Origin of the sequence: Streptomyces sp. NPDC052701, assembly GCF_040678355.1 — a bacterium.
In the GTDB taxonomy this organism is placed as follows: domain Bacteria; phylum Actinomycetota; class Actinomycetes; order Streptomycetales; family Streptomycetaceae; genus Streptomyces.
This window is the reverse complement of sequence record NZ_JBFATO010000051.1, coordinates 23,931-42,480: the sequence shown is the minus strand read 5'-3', so window position 1 is coordinate 42,480 and position 18,550 is coordinate 23,931. Positions and strand designations below refer to the sequence as shown.

Below are 18,550 nucleotides of genomic sequence, written 5' to 3'. Positions count from 1 at the left end.
CGGCGTCCGCCCGCCCGGCCGGGCGGGCGGACGCCGGCCGGGCGCGGCGCGGTGTCCTCGTCACCGCCCGAGAACCGGGCGCCCGCACGGCCGCGGAGCCGCACGGGGCCGCGCCGGACGTCCCGCCGGTGCGAGGCGGCGGAAAACCGCCCGCGAGGAGTTCGGGGCGGGCGGGGAGGGCGCGGCGAAGTGCGCGTGCCGTCAGAAGCCGGCCGGCACCAGGCCGTGGTCGCGCCAGACGGTGCCGCGGCGCTCGTGGGCGAACAGCTCCTCCACGGCGTGGGCGATCCGCGGTCCCAGTTCGCGTTCCAGCAGGTAGAGCCCCAGGTCGAGGCCGGAGGTGACCCCGGCGCCGGTGACCAGGTCGCCGTCGTCGACCACCCGGGCGCTCACGGCGCGGACGCCGGCGGCGCCGAGCAGGTCCAGGCCCTGGTGATGGGTGGTGGCGCACCGGCCCTCCAGCAGGCCGGCCATGGCCAGGACGAGGGATCCGCCGCACACGGTGGCGACGGTCACCCGGGGATTGTCCATCGCCTCTTTCAGCAGGGCCGGCAACCCGGTCTCCAGGGTGCGCCCGAGCAGCACCGAGATGTACTCGTCCTGCCGCCCCTTCCCGCCGTCCGCTCCGCGTTCGGGGGCCTGGCCGGGTTCCCCGGCCCGGCCCGAGGCGCCGGGCACCACGACCAGGCCCGCGCGTGCGGGGTCCAGCGCCGACGTGGCACGCAGCGCCAGGCCGCCGGTGCCGCCGACCACCTCGCGCGGTCCTTCGGCGGAGACGAGCTCCACGCTCAGCCGCCCCTCGGAGGCGGTCCCGCCGGCATACAGCACTTCGTAGGGAGCGATGACGTCGAGGGGGTCGAAGCCGTCGAACAGGACGATCTGAGCATGCATGAACAGGTCCTTCCGGATGGGGCAGAGGAAAGGCCCGGTCCGCGCCGGAGCCGCCCCCGACGCTAGTCATGCGCCCTCCCCGTCCCCAGCGGCATTGCCGACAGCTTTCAACGGGATGACGCCAATTCCTCCCCGACCGCTCCGACCTGCGAAGGCGGGCCTTCCACCACGGCCGGGACGCCACGGGCGGCCACGGGCGCACCGCGCAGCCCGCCGCCCGCCGCCGGACCGGGCCCCGCCCTGCCGCACCCACCCTCCGGCTTCGCGGGTCCGGCCGTGATCACGTGCCGGACGCCCCCCGGGTCCGCGCGACGCCCGCCGCCCAGGCGACACCGCCGTGCAGGTGGGCCCGGAAGTCGGGGTCGTCGTAGGCCTCGGCGGCGTGTCCGAGGGCGGTGTAGAAGACGCGTCCTGCGCCCTGCTCGCGGCACCACACCAGGGGGTGGTCCCCGCCCATGCCGCCTCCCTCGTACGAGGACTCGTCGGCGGAGGCCAGGACGCGCACCCTGCCGCGGGGGTTGGTGCGGAAGTCGTACCACTCGTCGGTGAAGTGCCAGACGGCGGGCAGGTGCCGGGTGGCCGGATGGTCGTGGTCCTCGACCAAGACCCTGCCGGGCTGGTGGTCGGGGTGCCGGGCGAACCGGGCGCCCAGCAGCCGGCCGTAGTACGACCAGTCGTACTCGGTGCAGGCCGCGGAGTGCACCCCGACGAACCCGCCGCCGGACTCGACGTAGGCCGCGAGCCGCTCCCGGCCGGCCGGGGTCAGCACCTCGCCGCTGGTGGAGAGGAAGACCACCGCGGCGTACGCCTCCAGCGGCCTCTCGAAGACCGCCGGTTCCTCGCCGGCGTCGACCTCGAAGTCGCCGAGGGCGCGCAGGGCGGCGACGCCGGCGGGGATCGAGTCGTGCCGGTAGTCGGCGGTGCGGGTGTAGACGAGGATGCGAGGTGCCATGCCGAGGACCCTATGCCGACGGCGGAGGTGGGCCTGGTCCGCGTAGCCGGACCGGGCCGCCGTCTCGGCGAGGGACACCCCGGAGCGGGCCAGGGCCAGGGCCCGTTGTAGACGCAGGACGCGGGCCGGCGTCTTGGGCCCGTAGCCGAAGGCGGCCAGCGAGCGGCGGTGCAAACGGCGTGCGCCCAGACCGAGTTCGGCGGCGGTCGCGGCGACCGGACGGCCCGCGGCCAGGGCCGCGACGATCCGCCCCGGCAGCGGGTCGGGCGGGTCCGTCTCGGCCGCCCGCCGCAGGGCCAGTTCCTCCAGGCCGGTCGCCGGGTCGGGGGCGGCGGCGACGCGGGCGGCCAGGCGCCGCACCCGCGAGGCGGGCCACAGGTCGGCGAGCGGGACACGGCGGTCGCGCAGTTCGTGGGCGGGTACGCCGAGCAGGGCGGGCGCGGCTCCGGGGCGCAGGCGGACGCCGTACCAGGTCGCGGGCTCGCCCCGCGTGACGTACGCGCGGGTGTCGGGGCCCGCGACCAGCAGCCGTCCGTCGTGCCAGAGCAGGTCCATGCAGCCGTCGGGCAGCACCCGGCCCGCGCCGGGCCCGGACGGGGTGCTGGTCCACACGACGGCCCCGGTCAGCCGCGACGCCCGTTCCGTGTACACGTACGCCAGCCTTTCACGGCGGTGTCCGCCCCGCAGTCGCGCCCGCTCGCCGCGCCGGGCGGGATCCGGGCGTCGCCGCGCACGGCGCGCATCACCGTCGGCGGGACCCGGCCCGCCACGCGCACCGCCCAGGGCGGGCCGGAGCGGGCCCGGATCATGAACGCTCCCCGTGCGCGAGGGCCCTCCAGCAGGTCCACGAGGAGGTCCCTGCGGGTAAGGGTCCCTCCCGCTCGGCCGGAGCCAGGAGCGGAGCAGCGTTCGAGCGCGGGAAGCGGCCACGGGGCCGGCGAAGGGGCGGGCGTACGGAACGAGCCGTTCGGCGGTGGTCCCGTGCCGCGTCGCGACAGGCCGCGACGACGGGGACAGGGCCCGGGAGGGGTGGGCGCGGGGCGCCCCGAAGGTGTGGGCGGCGGGCGCCCGGAGGGAGCGGGCGGCGGGTGTCACGTCCCGGCGGGCGGCTCGTCCCCGTGGTGCTGGGTGCTCCTGACGTGCGTGCTCCTCACATGGGCCCGCAGCCGTGCCGTCACGTCCTCCGGGGGCAGGAAGCGGGACCAGCGCTCCGGGAACTCCGAGGGCATGTCGGGGTCCGCCTCCCCGGCGGCCGCGGCGCGGGCCACGTACTCGGCGACCTGCGCCTGGCGCAGCCGTTCGTTGGCCTCGCGGGCGGCGGCGGTGGCGGCGGCCGGCCAGACCCGGTCGATCGCGGCGTTGACCGCGGCTCCGACCAGCACGGCGAACGCGGACACGCCGATCCACAGCAGCACGGCGACGGGCGCGGCGAGCGAGCCGTAGATGGTGGGGCCCTCGACCGTGCTGGTCAGGTAGATCCGCAGCAGGAAGCTGCCCAGCACCCACATGCCGAGGGCGACCAGCGCTCCGGGCACGTCCTCGATCCACGGGGAGCGCACGGGCACGGAGACGTGGTAGAGCGTGGTGAGGAAGGCGATCGACAGCAGGATGACGACCGGCCAGTACAGGATCTGCACGACGGTCGTCGACCACGGCACGATCCGCACCACCGCGTCCGGTCCGGCGACCATCAGCGGCAGCGCGACCGAGCCGATCAGCAGGGCCACGACGAACAGCAGGAAGGCCAGCAGGCGCGTCTTGACGATGCCCCGGACGCCGTCGAGGCCGTACATCACGGTGATGGTGTCGATGAAGACGTTCACCGCGCGGGAGCCCGACCACAGGGCGAACAGGAAGCCGAGGGAGATGACGTCGGGCCGGCCCCCCTTCATCACGTCGTGCAGGATCGGCTCCGCGATCTCCTTCACGCCCCGGTCGGACAGGACCGTGCGGGAGGCGTCGAGGATGTTGGCCTGCAGGCTCTGGATGGTGTCGGCGCCGGTCCAGGCGTCGACGTAGCCGAGCAGACCGATCATGCTCAGCAGCAGCGGCGGCACGGACAGCAGCGTGAAGAACGCGGCCTCGGCCGCCAGGCCCAGGATGCGGTACTCCATGCAGGAGTTGACGGTGTCCTTGAGCAGCAGCCAGGCGGTCCTGCGTTTGGAGACGTTCCGGTAGAGCGCGCGGGCCCGGTGGAGGCGGCCGGAAGGCCTGTCGGGGATTTCACTTGCTGGCTGCACCCCCTAAAGGTATCCGTCGCGCCCGGCCGCCCTCACCCGCAGGCGGAACTCCGCCGTCCGGTCTCCCTCCTGCTGGGATGCATGCCCTACCGCGGGGTACGTTCGCAGACATGGCAGCCAGCACCCACACCGTCGCCAACCAGGTCCCGCCCCTGGTCGGCTACGACGTCTTCACCGCCGACCGCGCCCTGGTGGCGGCGGTCGAACGGCATCTGGACCCCGCTCTGCGCGACGAGGCGGCGGCCGAGCTGTCGGGCCTCGGGCGCAGCTCCGGCTCGGCCCAGGTGCAGGAGTGGGCGGCGCAGGCCAACGAGAACCCGCCCAGGCTGCGCACGCACGACCGCTACGGGCACCGCGTCGACGAGGTCGACTTCCACCCGGCCTGGCACCGGCTGCTCGGCAAGGGCGTCGCGGCCGGCCTGACGGCGGCCTGGACCCGGCCGGGCGGGCATGTGCGGCGGGCCGCCGCGTTCCTGGTGTGGACGCAGGCCGAGGCCGGCAACGGCTGCCCGCTGTCGATGACCCACGCGGCCGTGCCCGCCCTGCGCACCGACCCGGAGCTCGCCGCCGAGTGGGAGCCGCGGCTGACGTCCACGATCTACGACCGGGGCCTGAGGCCCGCCCGCCAGAAGGCCGGCGCGCTGTTCGGGATGGGCATGACGGAGAAGCAGGGCGGCAGCGACGTGCGCGCCAACACCACCGTCGCCCGGCCGCTCGCCGAGGAAGGCGCGTACGAGCTGACCGGGCACAAGTGGTTCTGCTCGGCGCCGATGTCGGACGGGTTCCTGGTGCTCGCCCGGGCGCCGGAGGGCCTGACCTGCTTCCTGGTGCCGCGCGTGCTGGAGGACGGCACGCGCAACGTGTTCCTCCTGCAGCGGCTCAAGGACAAGCTGGGCAACCGCTCCAACGCCTCCGCCGAGGTCGAGTTCGACGGGACCTGGGCGCGCCGGGTCGGCGAGGAGGGGCGCGGGGTGCGCACCATCATCGGGATGGTGGCGGCGACCCGGCTGGACTGCGTGCTCGGCTCGGCGGGGCTGATGCGGCAGGCCGTCGCGCAGGCGGTGCACCACTGCACCCACCGGGAGGCGTTCGGCGGGAAGCTGGTCGACAAGCCGCTGATGCGCAACGTCCTGGCCGACCTGGCGCTGGAATCGGAGGCGGCGACCACGCTGGGGCTGCGGCTGGCGGCCGCGTACGACGACGGCGGCGAGCAGGAGCGGGCGTTCCTGCGCCTGGCTCTCCCGGCGGCCAAGTACTGGGTGACCAAGCGCTGCGCCCCGGTCGCCGTGGAGGCGGCCGAGTGCCTGGGCGGCAACGGGTACGTCGAGGAGTCCGGGATGCCCCGGCTGGTGCGCGAGTCGCCGCTCAACTCGATCTGGGAGGGGGCGGGCAACGTCCAGGCCCTGGACGTGCTGCGGGCGCTGCGACGGGAGCCGCAGGCGCTCGACGCCTACCTGCGGGAGGTCGGGCAGGCGCGCGGCGCCGACCACCGGCTGGACGGCGCGATCAAGGGCCTGCTGACCGAACTGGCCGACCTGGAGGACGTCGAGGGGCGGGCGCGACGGCTCGTGGAGCGGCTCGCGCTGGTGCTCCAGGGCGCGCTGCTGGTCCGGTACGCGCCCCCCGAGGTCGCCGACGCGTTCTGCGCCGGGCGGCTGGGCGGCGACACGGGCGCGGCCTTCGGCACGCTGCCCCCCACCCTGGACCTGGCGTCGGTGGTGGAGCGGGCCCGGCCGGTGTCCTGACCCGGCGGGGCGGCCCGCGCCGGTCCACGGGCGCGCGGGGTCGCGGGGGTGGTGCTGCGCCGACACGGCACCACCCCCGCCGCACTGGCCCGTTCGAGCCGTGGACGCCGCTCGGGACGGCGCCGCTCAAGTTTCGGTCGGCGAGGAGCCGTCCACCAGGGTTGCGGGGGGTTGCAACTTGCTGGTGACTGTGTGCGGACCGGGCGGTCCCGCCCCGCGGCGGACGGCACTATGGGACCGACAGCCAGAACGGACTTCGGGGGGCGGCGGCCGGCGGGCCGTGACCGCCGCCGCCCGGCGAGCCCTACCTCCAGGAGGACCGGTGGCGCTCTCGCCGATGGACGTGACGCAGCTGGCCGCCGTCGACACGGCGCGTGCGGCCCGGGTGCTCAGCGAGGTCCGCTCCGCCGCGCTCTCCGGGCAGCGCGTGCCGTTGGCGCCCCGCCCGGTGATCGGGCAGTCCTGGGAGCGGATGCTGCGCAGCGGCGTCGACCCGGACCACGACGTCCGCTCCGGGCTGCTCCCGCGCGAGGAGGTGCAGCGGCGGCGTGAGACCTCGGCGCTGCGGCACGTCCTGCCGGTGCTGCGCGAGGGGCTGCTGTCGGTGGCGGACGTGGCCCACCACATCATGGTGGTCGCCGACGAGGAGGGCCGGGTGCTGTGGCGCGAGGGCAGCGCGCCGGTGCTGCGCAAGGCCGACGGGCTCGGTTTTGAACTCGGCGCGGACTGGCGGGAGGAGGTCGTCGGCACCAACGGCGTGGGCACTCCGGCGGTGGCCCGCCGCCCCGTGCAGGTCTTCGCCTCCGAGCACTTCGTGCGCTCGCACACCACCTGGACCTGCGCCGGAGCCCCCCTCACCGATCCGCGGGACGGCCGGCTGATCGGCGTGGTGGACGTGAGCGGCCCGCTGGAGACGATGCACCCGGCCACCCTCGCCTGGGTCGACTCGGTGGCCGGGCTGGCGCAGGCGCGGCTGCGCGAGATGCACGTGGAGTCGCTGGAGCGGCTGCGCGCGGTGGCGGCGCCGGTGCTGACCCGGCTGAGGGGCCGCGCCCTGGTGGTGGACCGGGACGGCTGGACCGCCGCGCTGACCGGGATGCCGTACACGCGGCGGATCGCGCTGCCCAGGTCGCTGTCGGCGGGCCGGACCTGGCTGCCGGCGTTCGGGGTGTGCGCGGTGGAACCACTGGCCGAGGGCTGGCTGGTGCGGCCCGCCGGCGAGCCGGAGCCGCGCGGCCCGACCCGGATCGTGCTGGACCTCGGGCAGCCGCGCCGCTGGTCGGTGGAGGTCTGCGGCGGCGCAGGCTCGTGGAGCCGCGAACTGAGCCCCCGGCACGCCGAGCTGCTGTACCTCCTGGCCGTCCACCGCGGCGGCCGCAGCGCCCCGGAGCTGGCCGGGGACGTGTTCGGCGACCCGGGCCGCCGGGTGACGGTGCGGGCCGAGATGTCCCGGGTCCGGCGGTACCTCGGGGGGTTCCTGGAGCACCGGCCGTACCGCTTCCGCGAGGACGCGGAGGTCGAGGTGCTCCTGCCCGCCGACCCCCGCGACCTGCTGCCGCACTCGACGGCACCGGCGGTGGTGCGGCACCGGGGATCCGCCAGCGCGCTCTGACGCCGCACAGGTGTGCGGGGTGGCGCAGGGTGGCACCTTCGGTGTGTTCGCGACGTTCCGCCCCGGGCCCCCGCCCCCCTGCCGTAGCATCCCCCGTACGGGCCACCCCAGCTGCTCCTCGGTCAACGTACGGATCGTCGGGTGCAGTTGGCCCGCCTCGGGAGGATCGATGAAGCATCGCGGCAGACACCGGCGGCGCAGGCGGGGCAGGGCGCTGCGTGCGGCCCTGGCCGGAACCGCCCTGGCGCTCACCGCCGCCGCCACCGTGATCAGCGCCTCGCAGGCCACGGTCGCCGGCGACCCGGGCGCCCTGCGGCCGCTCACCCGGTCCGCCGGGACCGGGCCGCTGCGGCTGGCCGAGGAGCGCGTGCCACCGCTCTGGCTGGACCGGCTCGCCTCGGCGATGGGCCGGCCCGTCGGGGTCGGCGCCGTCCTGGCCGGCGCCGACCGGGGCCTGCGCGGCGCGGCCGACTGCACGACCGCCGAGAAGCACGCCCTGCCCGTCGAACCGGCGGCCACGCGCGCGTACTGCTGGGACGGCGCCGACACGCGGGGCCTGCGGCCCGGCGCGGTCACCACCTCCGGGGACGCGGACGACGACGGCCGCTGGGGCGAGCACCGGGTGATCCTCTCCGCCTGGGCGCCCGGCGACGGGCGGGCCGTCCGGGGTCCGGCCCGGGTCGCGGTCGTCGACGCGGACGATCCGGCGCGCCTCGTCTACACCTGGGCGCTCCTCGCCGTCCCCGTCGACGGGGGCCGCGACTACCGGGGGCTCGCCTCGCCGGTGTCGGGCATGGTCTGGTACCAGGACAAACTGCTGGTCACGGCCGGTGACGGGGAGCGCGGGGCACTGTACGTGTACGACATGGACCGCGTGCAGCGGGCCACCGTCGAGGCCTCCGCCGTCGGCCGGGTGCCCGGCGGCTGGTCGGCGGCCGGCGCCCGGTTCGTGCTGCCCGCCGTCGCCGTGTACCGGCTCCCCGGCGGCACGGGCGCCCCACGGCTGGACGGCATCTCCCTGGACCGCGGTACGGCGCCGGACAGCCTGGCCGCGAGCGGGCGGGCCCCCGCCGGCGACGACCGGCGCACCCGGCTGTGGCGCTACGCGTTCAGTGCGGATCCGGCCCGCTCCGGCCTGCTCGCCGTCGACGCGGACGGGCACGCGCGGGCGGTGGAGGCGTACGGGACGAAGACGGCCGATGTGGCGGGCGTGCTGTCGTACCGGTCGAACTGGTACCTCACCCGCGCGGCCGGCGACGCGGACGGGCGCGGCACCCTCTGGCGGCAGAACACCGAGGGAGCGCGGGCCACGCGGTGCGGCGCCGACGAGACCCACCGCTGCTGGAGCGGCCGGACCGCGTCCCTGTCCTACTGGGAGGCGACCGGCGAGGTCTGGTCCCAGTCGGGGCGGATGCTCTTCGCGCTGCCGCTGGACTCGATCGACCGGTCCGTGGACTAGGGCCTGTCGTCGAACTCCCGCCTGCTCCGCGACGCCCTGCACGCACTCTCGCCGCACCGGGCGCAGACCCGAGTACATCCACGAGGGCCCGCGCCCGGCACGCCGGGAGCACGCACCCGACGCCGCGGGGCCCGCCCTCCGGGCGGACGACGGGAATGTGACGACAGGCCCCAGGACGGCGGGCGAGAGGGACGGGAAGGGCGGGGAGGCGGTGTCGCCGGACGCGGACGGGGGCCGCCGCCGCGCGGCGGAGCCGTTCGACAGACGCCGGGGCCGGATGATTCTCTGACCGGCATGACCCGCATCGCCGTGACCACCTGGTCCCTGGAACAGACCGCGCCGGAGGACCTGCTGCCGGCCGCCGCGCCCGAGGGGGACGTGCGGATCGTCCGCGCCGAGGTGCCCTCGCCCGAGTTCAGCCGCTTCCTGTACGCCTCGGTCGGCGGCGACATCCACTGGACCGACCGGCTGAGCTGGACGTACGCGCGGTGGCGGGAGCACCTGGAGCGGCCCGGCGTGGAGACGTGGGTCGCCTACGACCGGGGCACGCCGGCGGGATACGTGGAGCTGGATCCGCAGGACGACGGGGTCGTGGAGATCGTCTACTTCGGTCTCCTGCCCGCCTTCCGGGGCCGCCGCATCGGCGGGCACCTGCTGTCGTACGGTACCGCCCGGGCCTGGGACCTCGCGGACCGGTGGCCGGGGCGGCCGCCCACGAAGCGGGTGTGGCTGCACACCTGCAGCAAGGACGGCGAGCACGCGCTGGAGAACTACCGGCGCCGCGGCTTCGAGCTGTTCGACACCAAGGTCGAGGAGGAACCGGAGGCGGCCGCGCCGGGCCCCTGGCCGGGTGCCTTCCCCGCCTGACGCGCACCGGGCGGAACGATCCGGTCCGTGTGACCGACGACACTCATGTCTCGCGCTACGAGACATGAGTGTCCGAATCTTGGACGAAGCTGGACTGTGTCCAGATCGCCGTGCCAGTCTTCCGTCATGCCTGGAACTGGAACCGCCTTGGTGAGTCGGCGACACGTCGACCTCGGCCGCATGTCCAGCGCCATCTGTCCGGCGCGCTGAGAGCACACCAGCAGCGTCGGCCTCTCCCCTCACAGCCTCATTCCTGCGCAATGAAGCGCACGTATGCCCATGCGCCCGTACGCGCAGGTCAGAGCCGCTTTCCGCCTGTCCCGAAGGACGTGTCCACCATGGCCGCCACCCCGCAGAACCCTGCCGCCGCGACTCCCCGCCGCAAGGTGAGCCGTCACCGCGGTGAGGGTCAGTGGGCCGCGGGTCACTTCACCCCGCTCAACGGCAACGAACAGTTCAAGAAGGACGACGACGGTCTCAATGTGCGGACACGCATTGAGACGATCTACTCCAAGCGGGGCTTCGACTCCATCGACCCCAACGACCTGCGCGGCCGGATGCGCTGGTGGGGTCTGTACACCCAGCGCAAGCCCGGCATCGACGGCGGCAAGACCGCCGTGCTGGAGCCGGAGGAGCTGGACGACGAGTACTTCATGCTGCGCGTCCGCATCGACGGCGGCGCGCTGACCACCCGGCAGCTGCGGGTGATCGGCGAGGTCTCGCAGGAGTTCGCGCGCGGTACGGCGGACATCACCGACCGGCAGAACGTGCAGTACCACTGGATCCGGATCGAGGACGTGCCCGAGATCTGGAACCGCCTGGAGGCGGTGGGCCTGTCCACCGTGACCGCCTGCGGCGACACCCCGCGCGTGATGATCGGCTCCCCGGTCGCGGGCATCGCCGAGGACGAGATCATCGACGGCACTCCGGCCCTGGAGGAGATGAAGCGCCGCGTCCTGAACAACAAGGCGTACTCGAACCTCCCCCGCAAGTTCAAGACGGCCATCTCCGGCTCGCCCCTGCTGGACGTGGTCCACGAGATCAACGACGTCGCCTTCGTCGGCGTCCGGCACCCCGAGCACGGCCCGGGCTTCGACGTGTGGGTCGGCGGCGGCCTGTCCACCAACCCCAAGCTCGGCGTGCGGCTGGGCGCCTGGGTGCCGCTGGAGGAGGTCCCGGACGTCTACGAGGGCGTCCTGTCGATCTTCCGCGACCACGGCTACCGGCGGCTGCGCAACCGCGCCCGCCTGAAGTTCCTCGTCGCCGACTGGGGCGCGGAGAAGTTCCGGCAGGTGCTGGAGGACGAGTACCTGAAGCGGAAGCTGGTCGACGGCCCGGCCCCCGAGCAGCCCGTGCAGCAGTGGCGCGACCACATCGGCGTGCACCGCCAGAAGGACGGCCGCTTCTACGTCGGCTTCGCGCCGCGCGTCGGCCGCGTCGACGGCACCACCCTGACGAAGATCGCCGACCTGGCGGAGGCGCACGGCTCGGGCCGGGTGCGCACCACCGTCGAGCAGAAGATGATCATCCTCGATGTCGAGGAGGGGCAGGTCGACTCGCTGGTCGACGCCCTGGAGGCGCTGGACCTGACCGCCAGGCCCTCCCCGTTCCGGCGCGGCACCATGGCCTGCACCGGCATCGAGTTCTGCAAGCTCGCCATCGTCGAGACCAAGGCGCGCGGCTCCTGGCTGATCGACGAACTGGAGCGCCGCCTCCCGGACTTCGACGAGCCGATCACCATCAACCTCAACGGCTGCCCGAACGCCTGCGCCCGCATCCAGGTCGCGGACATCGGCCTCAAGGGCCAGCTGGTCCTCGACGACCGGGGCGAGCAGGTCGAGGGTTTCCAGGTGCACCTCGGCGGTGCGCTGGGGCTGGAGGCGGGCTTCGGCCGCAAGGTGCGCGGCCTGAAGGTCACCGCGGAGGAACTGCCCGACTACGTGGAGCGCGTGCTGAAGCGGTTCCAGGCGGAGCGCGAGGACGGCGAGCGGTTCGCGGCCTGGGCGGCGCGCGCCTCCGAGGAGGCCCTGTCGTGAGCGAGCGCGCGGTCCCCTTCCACTGCCCCTACTGCGGCGACGAGGACCTGCGGCCGGGCGAGCAGGGCCACGGGGCGTGGGAATGCGCGGCGTGCAATCGAGCCTTCCAGTTGAAGTTCCTCGGGCTGCTGGCCCGGGGTCTTCGGCGGTCCGACGAGGGAGGGGCACAGATATGACGGCAACTCAGGAAGAGCGCGCCACAGAAGACTTGAAGGCGCTCGCCGAACAGGCGGGCCGCGACCTGGAGGACGCCTCCGCGCTGGAGATCCTGCAGTGGGCGGCCGAGACGTTCGGCAGGCGGTTCTGCGTGACCTCCTCGATGGAGGACGCGGTGGTCGCCCACCTCGCCTCCCGCGCGATGCCCGGCGTCGACGTGGTCTTCCTCGACACCGGCTACCACTTCCCCGAGACGATCGGCACACGCGACGCCGTGGAGGCGGTGATGGACGTCAACGTCATCACGCTGACCCCGCGTCAGACGGTCGCCGAGCAGGACGCCCGGTACGGCCCGAAGCTGCACGACCGCGACCCGGACCTGTGCTGCAGGCTGCGCAAGGTCCAGCCGCTGGAGGAGGGTCTCCAGGACTACCTGGCCTGGGCGACCGGCCTGCGCCGCGACGAGTCCCCGACCCGGGCGAACACCCCGGTGGTCGGCTGGGACGACAGGCGCCAGAAGGTCAAGATCTCCCCGATCGCCCGCTGGACGCAGGACGACGTGGACGCGTACGTCGCCGAACACGGCGTCCTGACCAACCCCCTGCTGACGGACGGCTACGCCTCCGTCGGCTGCGCCCCCTGCACCCGCCGGGTCCTGGCGGGCGAGGACGCGCGCGCCGGCCGCTGGGCGGGCCGGGCCAAGACCGAGTGCGGGCTGCACGGATGACGACGACGATTCAGGAGAGCGACGTGACGAGCGGAGCCACCGTCTGGCTCACGGGTCTGCCCAGTGCCGGCAAGACCACCATCGCGTACGAGCTGGCCGGCCGGCTGCGCGGGGAGGGCCGCCGCGTCGAGGTGCTCGACGGCGACGAGATCCGCGAGTTCATCTCGGCGGGCCTCGGCTTCTCCCGCGAGGACCGGCACACCAACGTGCAGCGCATCGGCTTCGTCGCGGAACTGCTCGCCCGCAACGGCGTCCTCGTCCTCGTCCCGGTCATCGCGCCGTACGCCGACAGCCGCGAGGCGGTGCGCAAGCGGCACCAGGCGGGCGGGACGCCGTACCTGGAGGTGCACGTGGCCACGCCGGTGGAGGTCTGCTCGGTGCGCGACGTGAAGGGCCTGTACGCCAAGCAGGCGGCGGGCGAGCTGAAGGGGCTCACCGGCGTCGACGACCCGTACGAGGAGCCCGAGACGCCCGACCTGCGCATCGAGTCGCAGAACCAGACCGTGCAGGAGTCCGCGGCGTCGGTGCACGCCCTGCTCAGCGAAAGGGGACTGGCATGACGACGACCGTCGCCACCGTGTCCGGGGAGACCGGCAGCCCGTACGCCCTCTCCCACCTCGACGCCCTGGAGTCCGAGGCGGTGCACATCTTCCGCGAGGTGGCGGGCGAGTTCGAGAACCCGGTGATCCTGTTCTCCGGCGGCAAGGACTCCATCGTCATGCTGCACCTGGCGCTGAAGGCGTTCGCGCCCGCGCCGGTGCCGTTCGCCCTGCTGCACGTGGACACCGGGCACAATTTCCCCGAGGTCATCGACTACCGGGACCGCACGGTCGAGAAGTACGGGCTGCGCCTCCACGTGGCCTCGGTACAGGACTACATCGACCGCGGTGTGCTGCGCGAACGCCCCGACGGGACGCGCAACCCGCTGCAGACGCTGCCGCTGACCGAGAAGATCCAGAGCGAGGGGTTCGACGCCGTCTTCGGCGGCGGGCGCCGCGACGAGGAGAAGGCCCGGGCCAAGGAGCGGGTGTTCTCGCTGCGGGACGAGTTCTCCCAGTGGGACCCGCGCCGCCAGCGCCCCGAGCTGTGGAACCTGTACAACGGCCGCCACGCGCCCGGCGAGCACGTCCGCGTCTTCCCGCTGTCCAACTGGACCGAACTGGACGTGTGGCAGTACATCGCCCGCGAGGACATCGAGCTGCCCGAGATCTACTTCGCGCACGAGCGCGAGGTCTTCCGGCGCGGCGGCATGTGGCTGACCGCCGGCGAGTGGGGCGGCCCGAAGGACGGCGAGACGGTCGAGAAGCGGCGGATCCGCTACCGCACGGTCGGCGACATGTCCTGCACCGGCGCCGTCGACTCCGACGCCGACACGATCGAGAAGGTCATCACGGAGATCGCCGCGTCCCGGCTCACCGAGCGCGGCGCCACCCGCGCCGACGACAGGCTCTCCGAGGCCGCGATGGAAGACCGCAAGCGCGAGGGGTACTTCTGAGCATGAGCACCACCACGACCGAGGAGCTCTCGGCGACCACCCTGCTGCGGTTCGCCACCGCCGGCTCCGTCGACGACGGCAAGTCCACCCTGGTCGGCCGACTGCTGCACGACTCCAAGTCGGTGCTGACCGACCAGCTGGAGGCGGTGGCCCGGGTCTCCGCGAGCCGCGGCCAGGAGGGCCCGGACCTCGCGCTGCTGACGGACGGCCTGCGGGCCGAGCGGGAGCAGGGCATCACCATCGACGTGGCGTACCGCTACTTCGCCACCCCGCGCAGGAGGTTCATCCTCGCCGACACCCCGGGCCACGTGCAGTACACCCGGAACATGGTCACCGGCGCCTCGACCGCCGAGCTGACGGTGGTCCTCGTCGACGCCCGCAACGGCGTCGTCGAGCAGACCCGCCGGCACGCCGCCATCGCCGCCCTGCTCCGCGTCCCGCACGTCGTCCTCGCCGTCAACAAGATGGACCTGGTCGGCTACGAGGAGGAGGTGTTCGCCGCGATCGCCGAGGAGTTCACGGCGTACGCCACCGAGCTGGGCGTCCCGGAGGTCACCGCGATCCCGATCTCGGCGCTGGCCGGCGACAACGTGGTGGAACCGTCCTCGAACATGGACTGGTACGGCGGCCCGACCGTGCTGGAGCACCTGGAGACCGTCCCGGTCAGCCACGACCTGGCGCACTGCCACGCGCGGCTGCCGGTGCAGTACGTGATCCGCCCGCAGACCGCCGAGCACCCGGACTACCGGGGGTACGCGGGCCAGATCGCGGCGGGCACCTTCCGGGTGGGCGACCCGGTGACGGTCCTGCCGTCCGGCCGCACCACCAGGATCACCGGCATCGACCTGCTGGGCAAGCCGGTCGACATCGCCTGGACCCCGCAGTCGGTGACCCTCCTGCTCGCCGACGACATCGACATCTCGCGCGGCGACCTGATCGTGCCCAGCAAGGACGCGCCCGCCACCACGCAGGACATCGAGGCGACCGTGTGCCACGTCGCCGACCAGCCGCTGACCGTCGGCCACCGTGTGCTGCTCAAGCACGGCACCCGCACGGTCAAGGCGATCGTCAAGGACATCCCCTCCCGCCTCACCCTCGACGACCTGTCCCTGCACCCGCACCCGGGACGGCTCGTCGCCAACGACATCGGCCGCGTGAAGATCCGCACCGCCGAGCCGCTGCCGGCCGACTCCTACGCCGACTCGCGCCGCACCGGCTCGTTCATCCTGATCGACCCCGGCGACGGCACCACGCTCACCGCGGGCATGGTCGGCGAGTCGTTCGCCTCCCCGGAGCCGGTCAGGGACCAGGCCGAGGACGACGGGTGGGACTTCTGACGTGAACCCCCTCGACTTCTACTCCACGTTCGCGAAGGAGGGCGGCCGGGTCGGCAGCGGCGCCCTCGGCAGCGGGCAGGGCGGAGTGGCGCGATGTGTGCGGTGACGTACGCGCACTGCCCGCGCACCCTCACCCCACCGCCGTAGACGAAACCTGCCGACCTCCCGGCCACGACCTGACAGACCGTGACCGCCGGGCCAACGAGAGGAAAGCCTCCCGTGCCTGCCAGCAACGCCCTGCGCCGTGCCGTCGCGGCCGCCGCCGCGCTCCCCCTGCTCACCCTCGCCGCCTGCGGCTACGGCTCCGAGGCCGAGGACGACAACACCAACCAGAAGGTCGCCGCCGGGGCGGAGAAGATCGACGGCCTGGACACCGTGAAGATCGGCTACTTCGGCAACCTCACCCACGGCACCGCCCTCGTCGGCCGCGAGCAGGGCTTCTTCCAGAAGGAACTGGGCGCCACCAAAGCGGAGTACGCGACCTTCAACGCGGGCCCGTCCGAGATCGAGGCCCTCAACTCCGGTTCCATCGACATCGGCTGGATCGGCCCGTCCCCGGCGATCAACGGCTACACCAAGTCCGGCGGCAAGAACCTGCGCATCATCGGCGGTTCGGCCTCCGGCGGTGTGAAGCTCGTCGTCGACCCGGAGAAGATCAAGTCCCTGAAGGACGTCAGGGGCAAGAGGATCGCCACTCCGCAGCTCGGCAACACCCAGGACGTGGCGTTCCTCAACTGGGCGGCGGAGCAGGGCTGGAAGGTCGACCCGCAGAGCGGCAAGGGCGACGTCACCGTCGTGCGCAGCGACAACAAGGTCACCCCGGACGCCTACAGGGCCGGCTCGATCGACGGCGCCTGGGTGCCGGAGCCGACCGCCTCGAAGCTGGTCGCCGAGGGCGGCAAGGTGCTGCTGGACGAGAAGACGCTGTGGCCCGGCGGCAAGTTCGTGATCACGAACATCATCGTGTCGCAGAAGTTCCTCAAGGAGCACCCGAAGGCCGTCGAGGCGGTGCTGAAGGCGTCGGTCGAGACCAACAAGTGGATCAACGCCAACCCCGGCGAGGCGAAGGCCTCCGCCAACAAGCAGCTGGAGGCCGACTCCGGCAAGGCGCTGCCGGCCGAGGTGCTGGACCCGGCGTGGAAGTCGATCGAGTTCATCGACGACCCGCTGGCCTCCACCCTCAGCACCGAGGCGGAGCACGCGGTCAAGGCCGGGCTGCTGGAGAAGCCGGACCTGCGGGGCATCTACGACCTCTCGGTGCTCAACAAGGTCCTCAAGGCCGAGGGCGGGAGCCCGGTCGACGACGCCGGTCTCGGCGCGAAGTAAGCCCGCACCCCGATGAGTCCCCAGGAGGTGACGACCATGGCCACGACCCTCGCCAAGGCCGCCGACGGCACCGTGGCGGCCACGCACGCCGCGCGGATCGAGCACGTCTCGAAGTCGTACCCGGGCCCCGCCGGGCGGCAGCTCGTGCTGGACGACATCAGCCTCGATGTCGCGCCCGGCGAGTTCGTCACCCTCCTGGGGGCCTCGGGCTGCGGCAAGTCCACGCTGCTCAACCTGGTGGCGGGCCTGGACCGGCCCACCGCGGGGGAGATCAGCACGGACGGACGCCCGGCGCTGATGTTCCAGGAGCACGCCCTCTTCCCGTGGCTGACCGCGGGCAAGAACATCGAACTGGCCCTGAAGCTGCGGGGCGTCGCCAAGCACGAGCGGCGCGAGCGCACCGAGGAACTGCTGGAGCTCGTACGGCTCAAGGGCGCGTACGGCAAGCGGGTGCACGAGCTGTCCGGCGGGATGCGCCAGCGCGTGGCGCTGGCCCGCGCACTGGCGCAGGAGAGCAAGCTGCTGCTGATGGACGAGCCGTTCGCCGCGCTCGACGCCATCACCCGGGACGTGCTGCACGACGAACTGACCCGGATCTGGCGCGAGACGCGGGTGTCGGTCCTGTTCGTCACGCACAACGTGCGCGAGGCGGTGCGCCTCGCCCAGCGCGTGATCCTGCTCTCCTCCCGCCCGGGGCGCATCGCGCGCGAGTGGACGGTGGACATCCCGCAGCCGCGCCGGATCGAGGACACCGCCGTCGCGGAACTGTCCGTCGAGATCACCGAACAACTCCGGGGGGAGATCCGCCGTCATGGCCAGCACTGACACCACGGCCGTCAAGGACGGCAACGACCTCGCCGGCCTGGAGGCGGGTCTCGACGCGCTGGAGACGGTGCAGCAGACCCGCAAGCCGTTCCGGCAGACCTTCCGGGAGAAGGTCCTGCCGCCCCTCACCGCCATCGCGCTGGTGCTGGCGGTGTGGCAGGCGCTGGTCTCGTTCGAGGTCGTCGACGATCCGAGCAAGCTGCCCTCGCCGGGCGCGGTGTGGGACGTGGTGCGGCAGGCGTGGCTGGAGGGCGAACTCCTCGGCTACATCTGGACCAGCGTCTCGCGCGGCCTGCTCGGCTTCTTCTTCGCCCTCCTCATCGGCACCCCGCTGGGTCTGCTGGTGGCCCGGGTGAAGTTCGTGCGCGCGGCGATCGGCCCGATCCTGTCCGGTCTGCAGTCGCTGCCGTCGGTGGCGTGGGTGCCGCCGGCCGTGATCTGGCTGGGCCTGAACAACCAGATGATGTACGCGGTGATCCTGCTCGGCGCGGTCCCCTCCATCGCCAACGGCCTGGTGTCGGGCGTCGACCAGGTGCCGCCCCTGTTCCTGCGGGCGGGCCGCACGATGGGCGCGACCGGTCTGAAGGGCACCTGGCACATCGTGCTGCCGGCCGCGCTGCCCGGCTACGTGGCCGGTCTGAAGCAGGGCTGGGCGTTCTCCTGGCGCTCGCTGATGGCCGCGGAGATCATCGCGTCCTTCCCCGACCTCGGCGTCGGCCTGGGCCAGCTGCTGGAGAACGGCCGCAACGCCAGCGACATGGCGATGGTGTTCGAGGCGATCCTGCTCATCCTGATCGTCGGCATCGCGATCGACCTGCTGATCTTCAGCCCGCTGGAGCGGTGGGTGCTGCGCAGCCGCGGCCTGCTGGTGAAGGGCTGACG

At 73.4% G+C, this 18,550-nt stretch carries 17 protein-coding genes and 2 pseudogenes; 14 read left to right on the top strand and 5 right to left on the bottom strand.

Features of this window, described 5'->3' with window-relative positions; genetic code table 11:
- Window positions 1-201: 201 nt before the first annotated feature.
- The 5 genes and pseudogenes from AB0L29_RS33535 to AB0L29_RS33515 form a co-directional block, all read right to left on the bottom strand.
- Complete coding sequence (locus AB0L29_RS33535; RefSeq protein WP_365832793.1) at window positions 202-891, bottom strand: DJ-1/PfpI family protein; 690 nt, start codon at window positions 889-891, stop codon at window positions 202-204.
- 280 nt (window positions 892-1,171) lie between these two features.
- Complete coding sequence (locus tag AB0L29_RS33530; protein ID WP_365832800.1) at window positions 1,172-2,203, bottom strand: ThuA domain-containing protein; 1,032 nt, start codon at window positions 2,201-2,203, stop codon at window positions 1,172-1,174.
- Between the two features lie 39 nt (window positions 2,204-2,242).
- Window positions 2,243-2,455 (bottom strand): annotated as a pseudogene (locus AB0L29_RS33525) (DUF6597 domain-containing transcriptional factor); the annotation flags it as partial.
- 95 nt (window positions 2,456-2,550) lie between these two features.
- Window positions 2,551-2,652: pseudogene (locus AB0L29_RS33520) on the bottom strand (AraC family transcriptional regulator); the annotation flags it as partial.
- Window positions 2,653-2,934: 282 nt separating this feature from the next.
- Entirely contained in the window at window positions 2,935-4,083 is a 1,149-nt protein-coding gene (locus tag AB0L29_RS33515) for a YihY/virulence factor BrkB family protein (RefSeq protein ID WP_365832790.1), read from the bottom strand.
- A gap of 110 nt (window positions 4,084-4,193) precedes the next feature.
- On the opposite strand from AB0L29_RS33515, the gene AB0L29_RS33510 reads away from it, so the two are divergent.
- The 14 genes from AB0L29_RS33510 (at window position 4,194) to AB0L29_RS33445 (ending at window position 18,548) form a co-directional block, all read left to right on the top strand.
- A complete protein-coding gene (locus AB0L29_RS33510) occupies window positions 4,194-5,828 on the top strand; it encodes an acyl-CoA dehydrogenase family protein (protein ID WP_365832788.1) in 1,635 nt (544 codons plus the stop codon).
- A gap of 337 nt (window positions 5,829-6,165) precedes the next feature.
- Window positions 6,166-7,440: a GAF domain-containing protein gene (locus AB0L29_RS33505; protein ID WP_365832797.1), complete on the top strand. Its 1,275-nt coding sequence runs from the start codon at window positions 6,166-6,168 to the stop codon at window positions 7,438-7,440.
- Between the two features lie 169 nt (window positions 7,441-7,609).
- Window positions 7,610-8,899: a hypothetical protein gene (locus tag AB0L29_RS33500; protein ID WP_365832786.1), complete on the top strand. Its 1,290-nt coding sequence runs from the start codon at window positions 7,610-7,612 to the stop codon at window positions 8,897-8,899.
- 294 nt (window positions 8,900-9,193) lie between these two features.
- Window positions 9,194-9,766 (top strand): GNAT family N-acetyltransferase, encoded by a 573-nt coding sequence (locus tag AB0L29_RS33495; protein WP_365832783.1) that lies wholly within the window; start codon window positions 9,194-9,196, stop codon window positions 9,764-9,766.
- A gap of 45 nt (window positions 9,767-9,811) precedes the next feature.
- Complete coding sequence (locus tag AB0L29_RS33490) at window positions 9,812-9,976, top strand: putative leader peptide (protein WP_365832781.1); 165 nt, start codon at window positions 9,812-9,814, stop codon at window positions 9,974-9,976.
- A gap of 128 nt (window positions 9,977-10,104) precedes the next feature.
- The gene (locus AB0L29_RS33485) at window positions 10,105-11,802 is read left to right on the top strand and encodes a nitrite/sulfite reductase (RefSeq protein ID WP_365832779.1); all 1,698 of its coding nucleotides are present in this window, start codon (window positions 10,105-10,107) and stop codon (window positions 11,800-11,802) included.
- Complete coding sequence (locus tag AB0L29_RS33480; RefSeq protein ID WP_365832777.1) at window positions 11,799-11,978, top strand: hypothetical protein; 180 nt, start codon at window positions 11,799-11,801, stop codon at window positions 11,976-11,978. The genes AB0L29_RS33485 and AB0L29_RS33480 overlap by 4 nt, the downstream gene beginning before the upstream one ends.
- On the top strand, window positions 11,975-12,685 hold the full coding sequence (locus AB0L29_RS33475; RefSeq protein ID WP_365832775.1) for a phosphoadenylyl-sulfate reductase: 711 nt from the start codon (window positions 11,975-11,977) through the stop codon (window positions 12,683-12,685). The genes AB0L29_RS33480 and AB0L29_RS33475 overlap by 4 nt, the downstream gene beginning before the upstream one ends.
- Window positions 12,682-13,245, top strand: coding sequence for an adenylyl-sulfate kinase (gene cysC, locus AB0L29_RS33470; protein WP_365832773.1), 564 nt, complete (start codon window positions 12,682-12,684; stop codon window positions 13,243-13,245). The genes AB0L29_RS33475 and cysC overlap by 4 nt, the downstream gene beginning before the upstream one ends.
- Window positions 13,242-14,180, top strand: coding sequence for a sulfate adenylyltransferase subunit CysD (gene cysD, locus AB0L29_RS33465; protein WP_365832771.1), 939 nt, complete (start codon window positions 13,242-13,244; stop codon window positions 14,178-14,180). The genes cysC and cysD overlap by 4 nt, the downstream gene beginning before the upstream one ends.
- Before the next feature lie 2 nt (window positions 14,181-14,182).
- Entirely contained in the window at window positions 14,183-15,517 is a 1,335-nt protein-coding gene (locus AB0L29_RS33460; RefSeq protein ID WP_365832769.1) for a GTP-binding protein, read from the top strand.
- Window positions 15,518-15,736: 219 nt separating this feature from the next.
- Window positions 15,737-16,843: an aliphatic sulfonate ABC transporter substrate-binding protein gene (locus AB0L29_RS33455; RefSeq protein ID WP_365832767.1), complete on the top strand. Its 1,107-nt coding sequence runs from the start codon at window positions 15,737-15,739 to the stop codon at window positions 16,841-16,843.
- A gap of 36 nt (window positions 16,844-16,879) precedes the next feature.
- Window positions 16,880-17,668, top strand: a complete 789-nt coding sequence (locus AB0L29_RS33450) for an ABC transporter ATP-binding protein (protein ID WP_365832765.1) — start codon at window positions 16,880-16,882, stop codon at window positions 17,666-17,668.
- Window positions 17,655-18,548 (top strand): ABC transporter permease, encoded by an 894-nt coding sequence (locus AB0L29_RS33445; RefSeq protein ID WP_365832763.1) that lies wholly within the window; start codon window positions 17,655-17,657, stop codon window positions 18,546-18,548. The genes AB0L29_RS33450 and AB0L29_RS33445 overlap by 14 nt, the downstream gene beginning before the upstream one ends.
- Window positions 18,549-18,550: the final 2 nt, after the last annotated feature.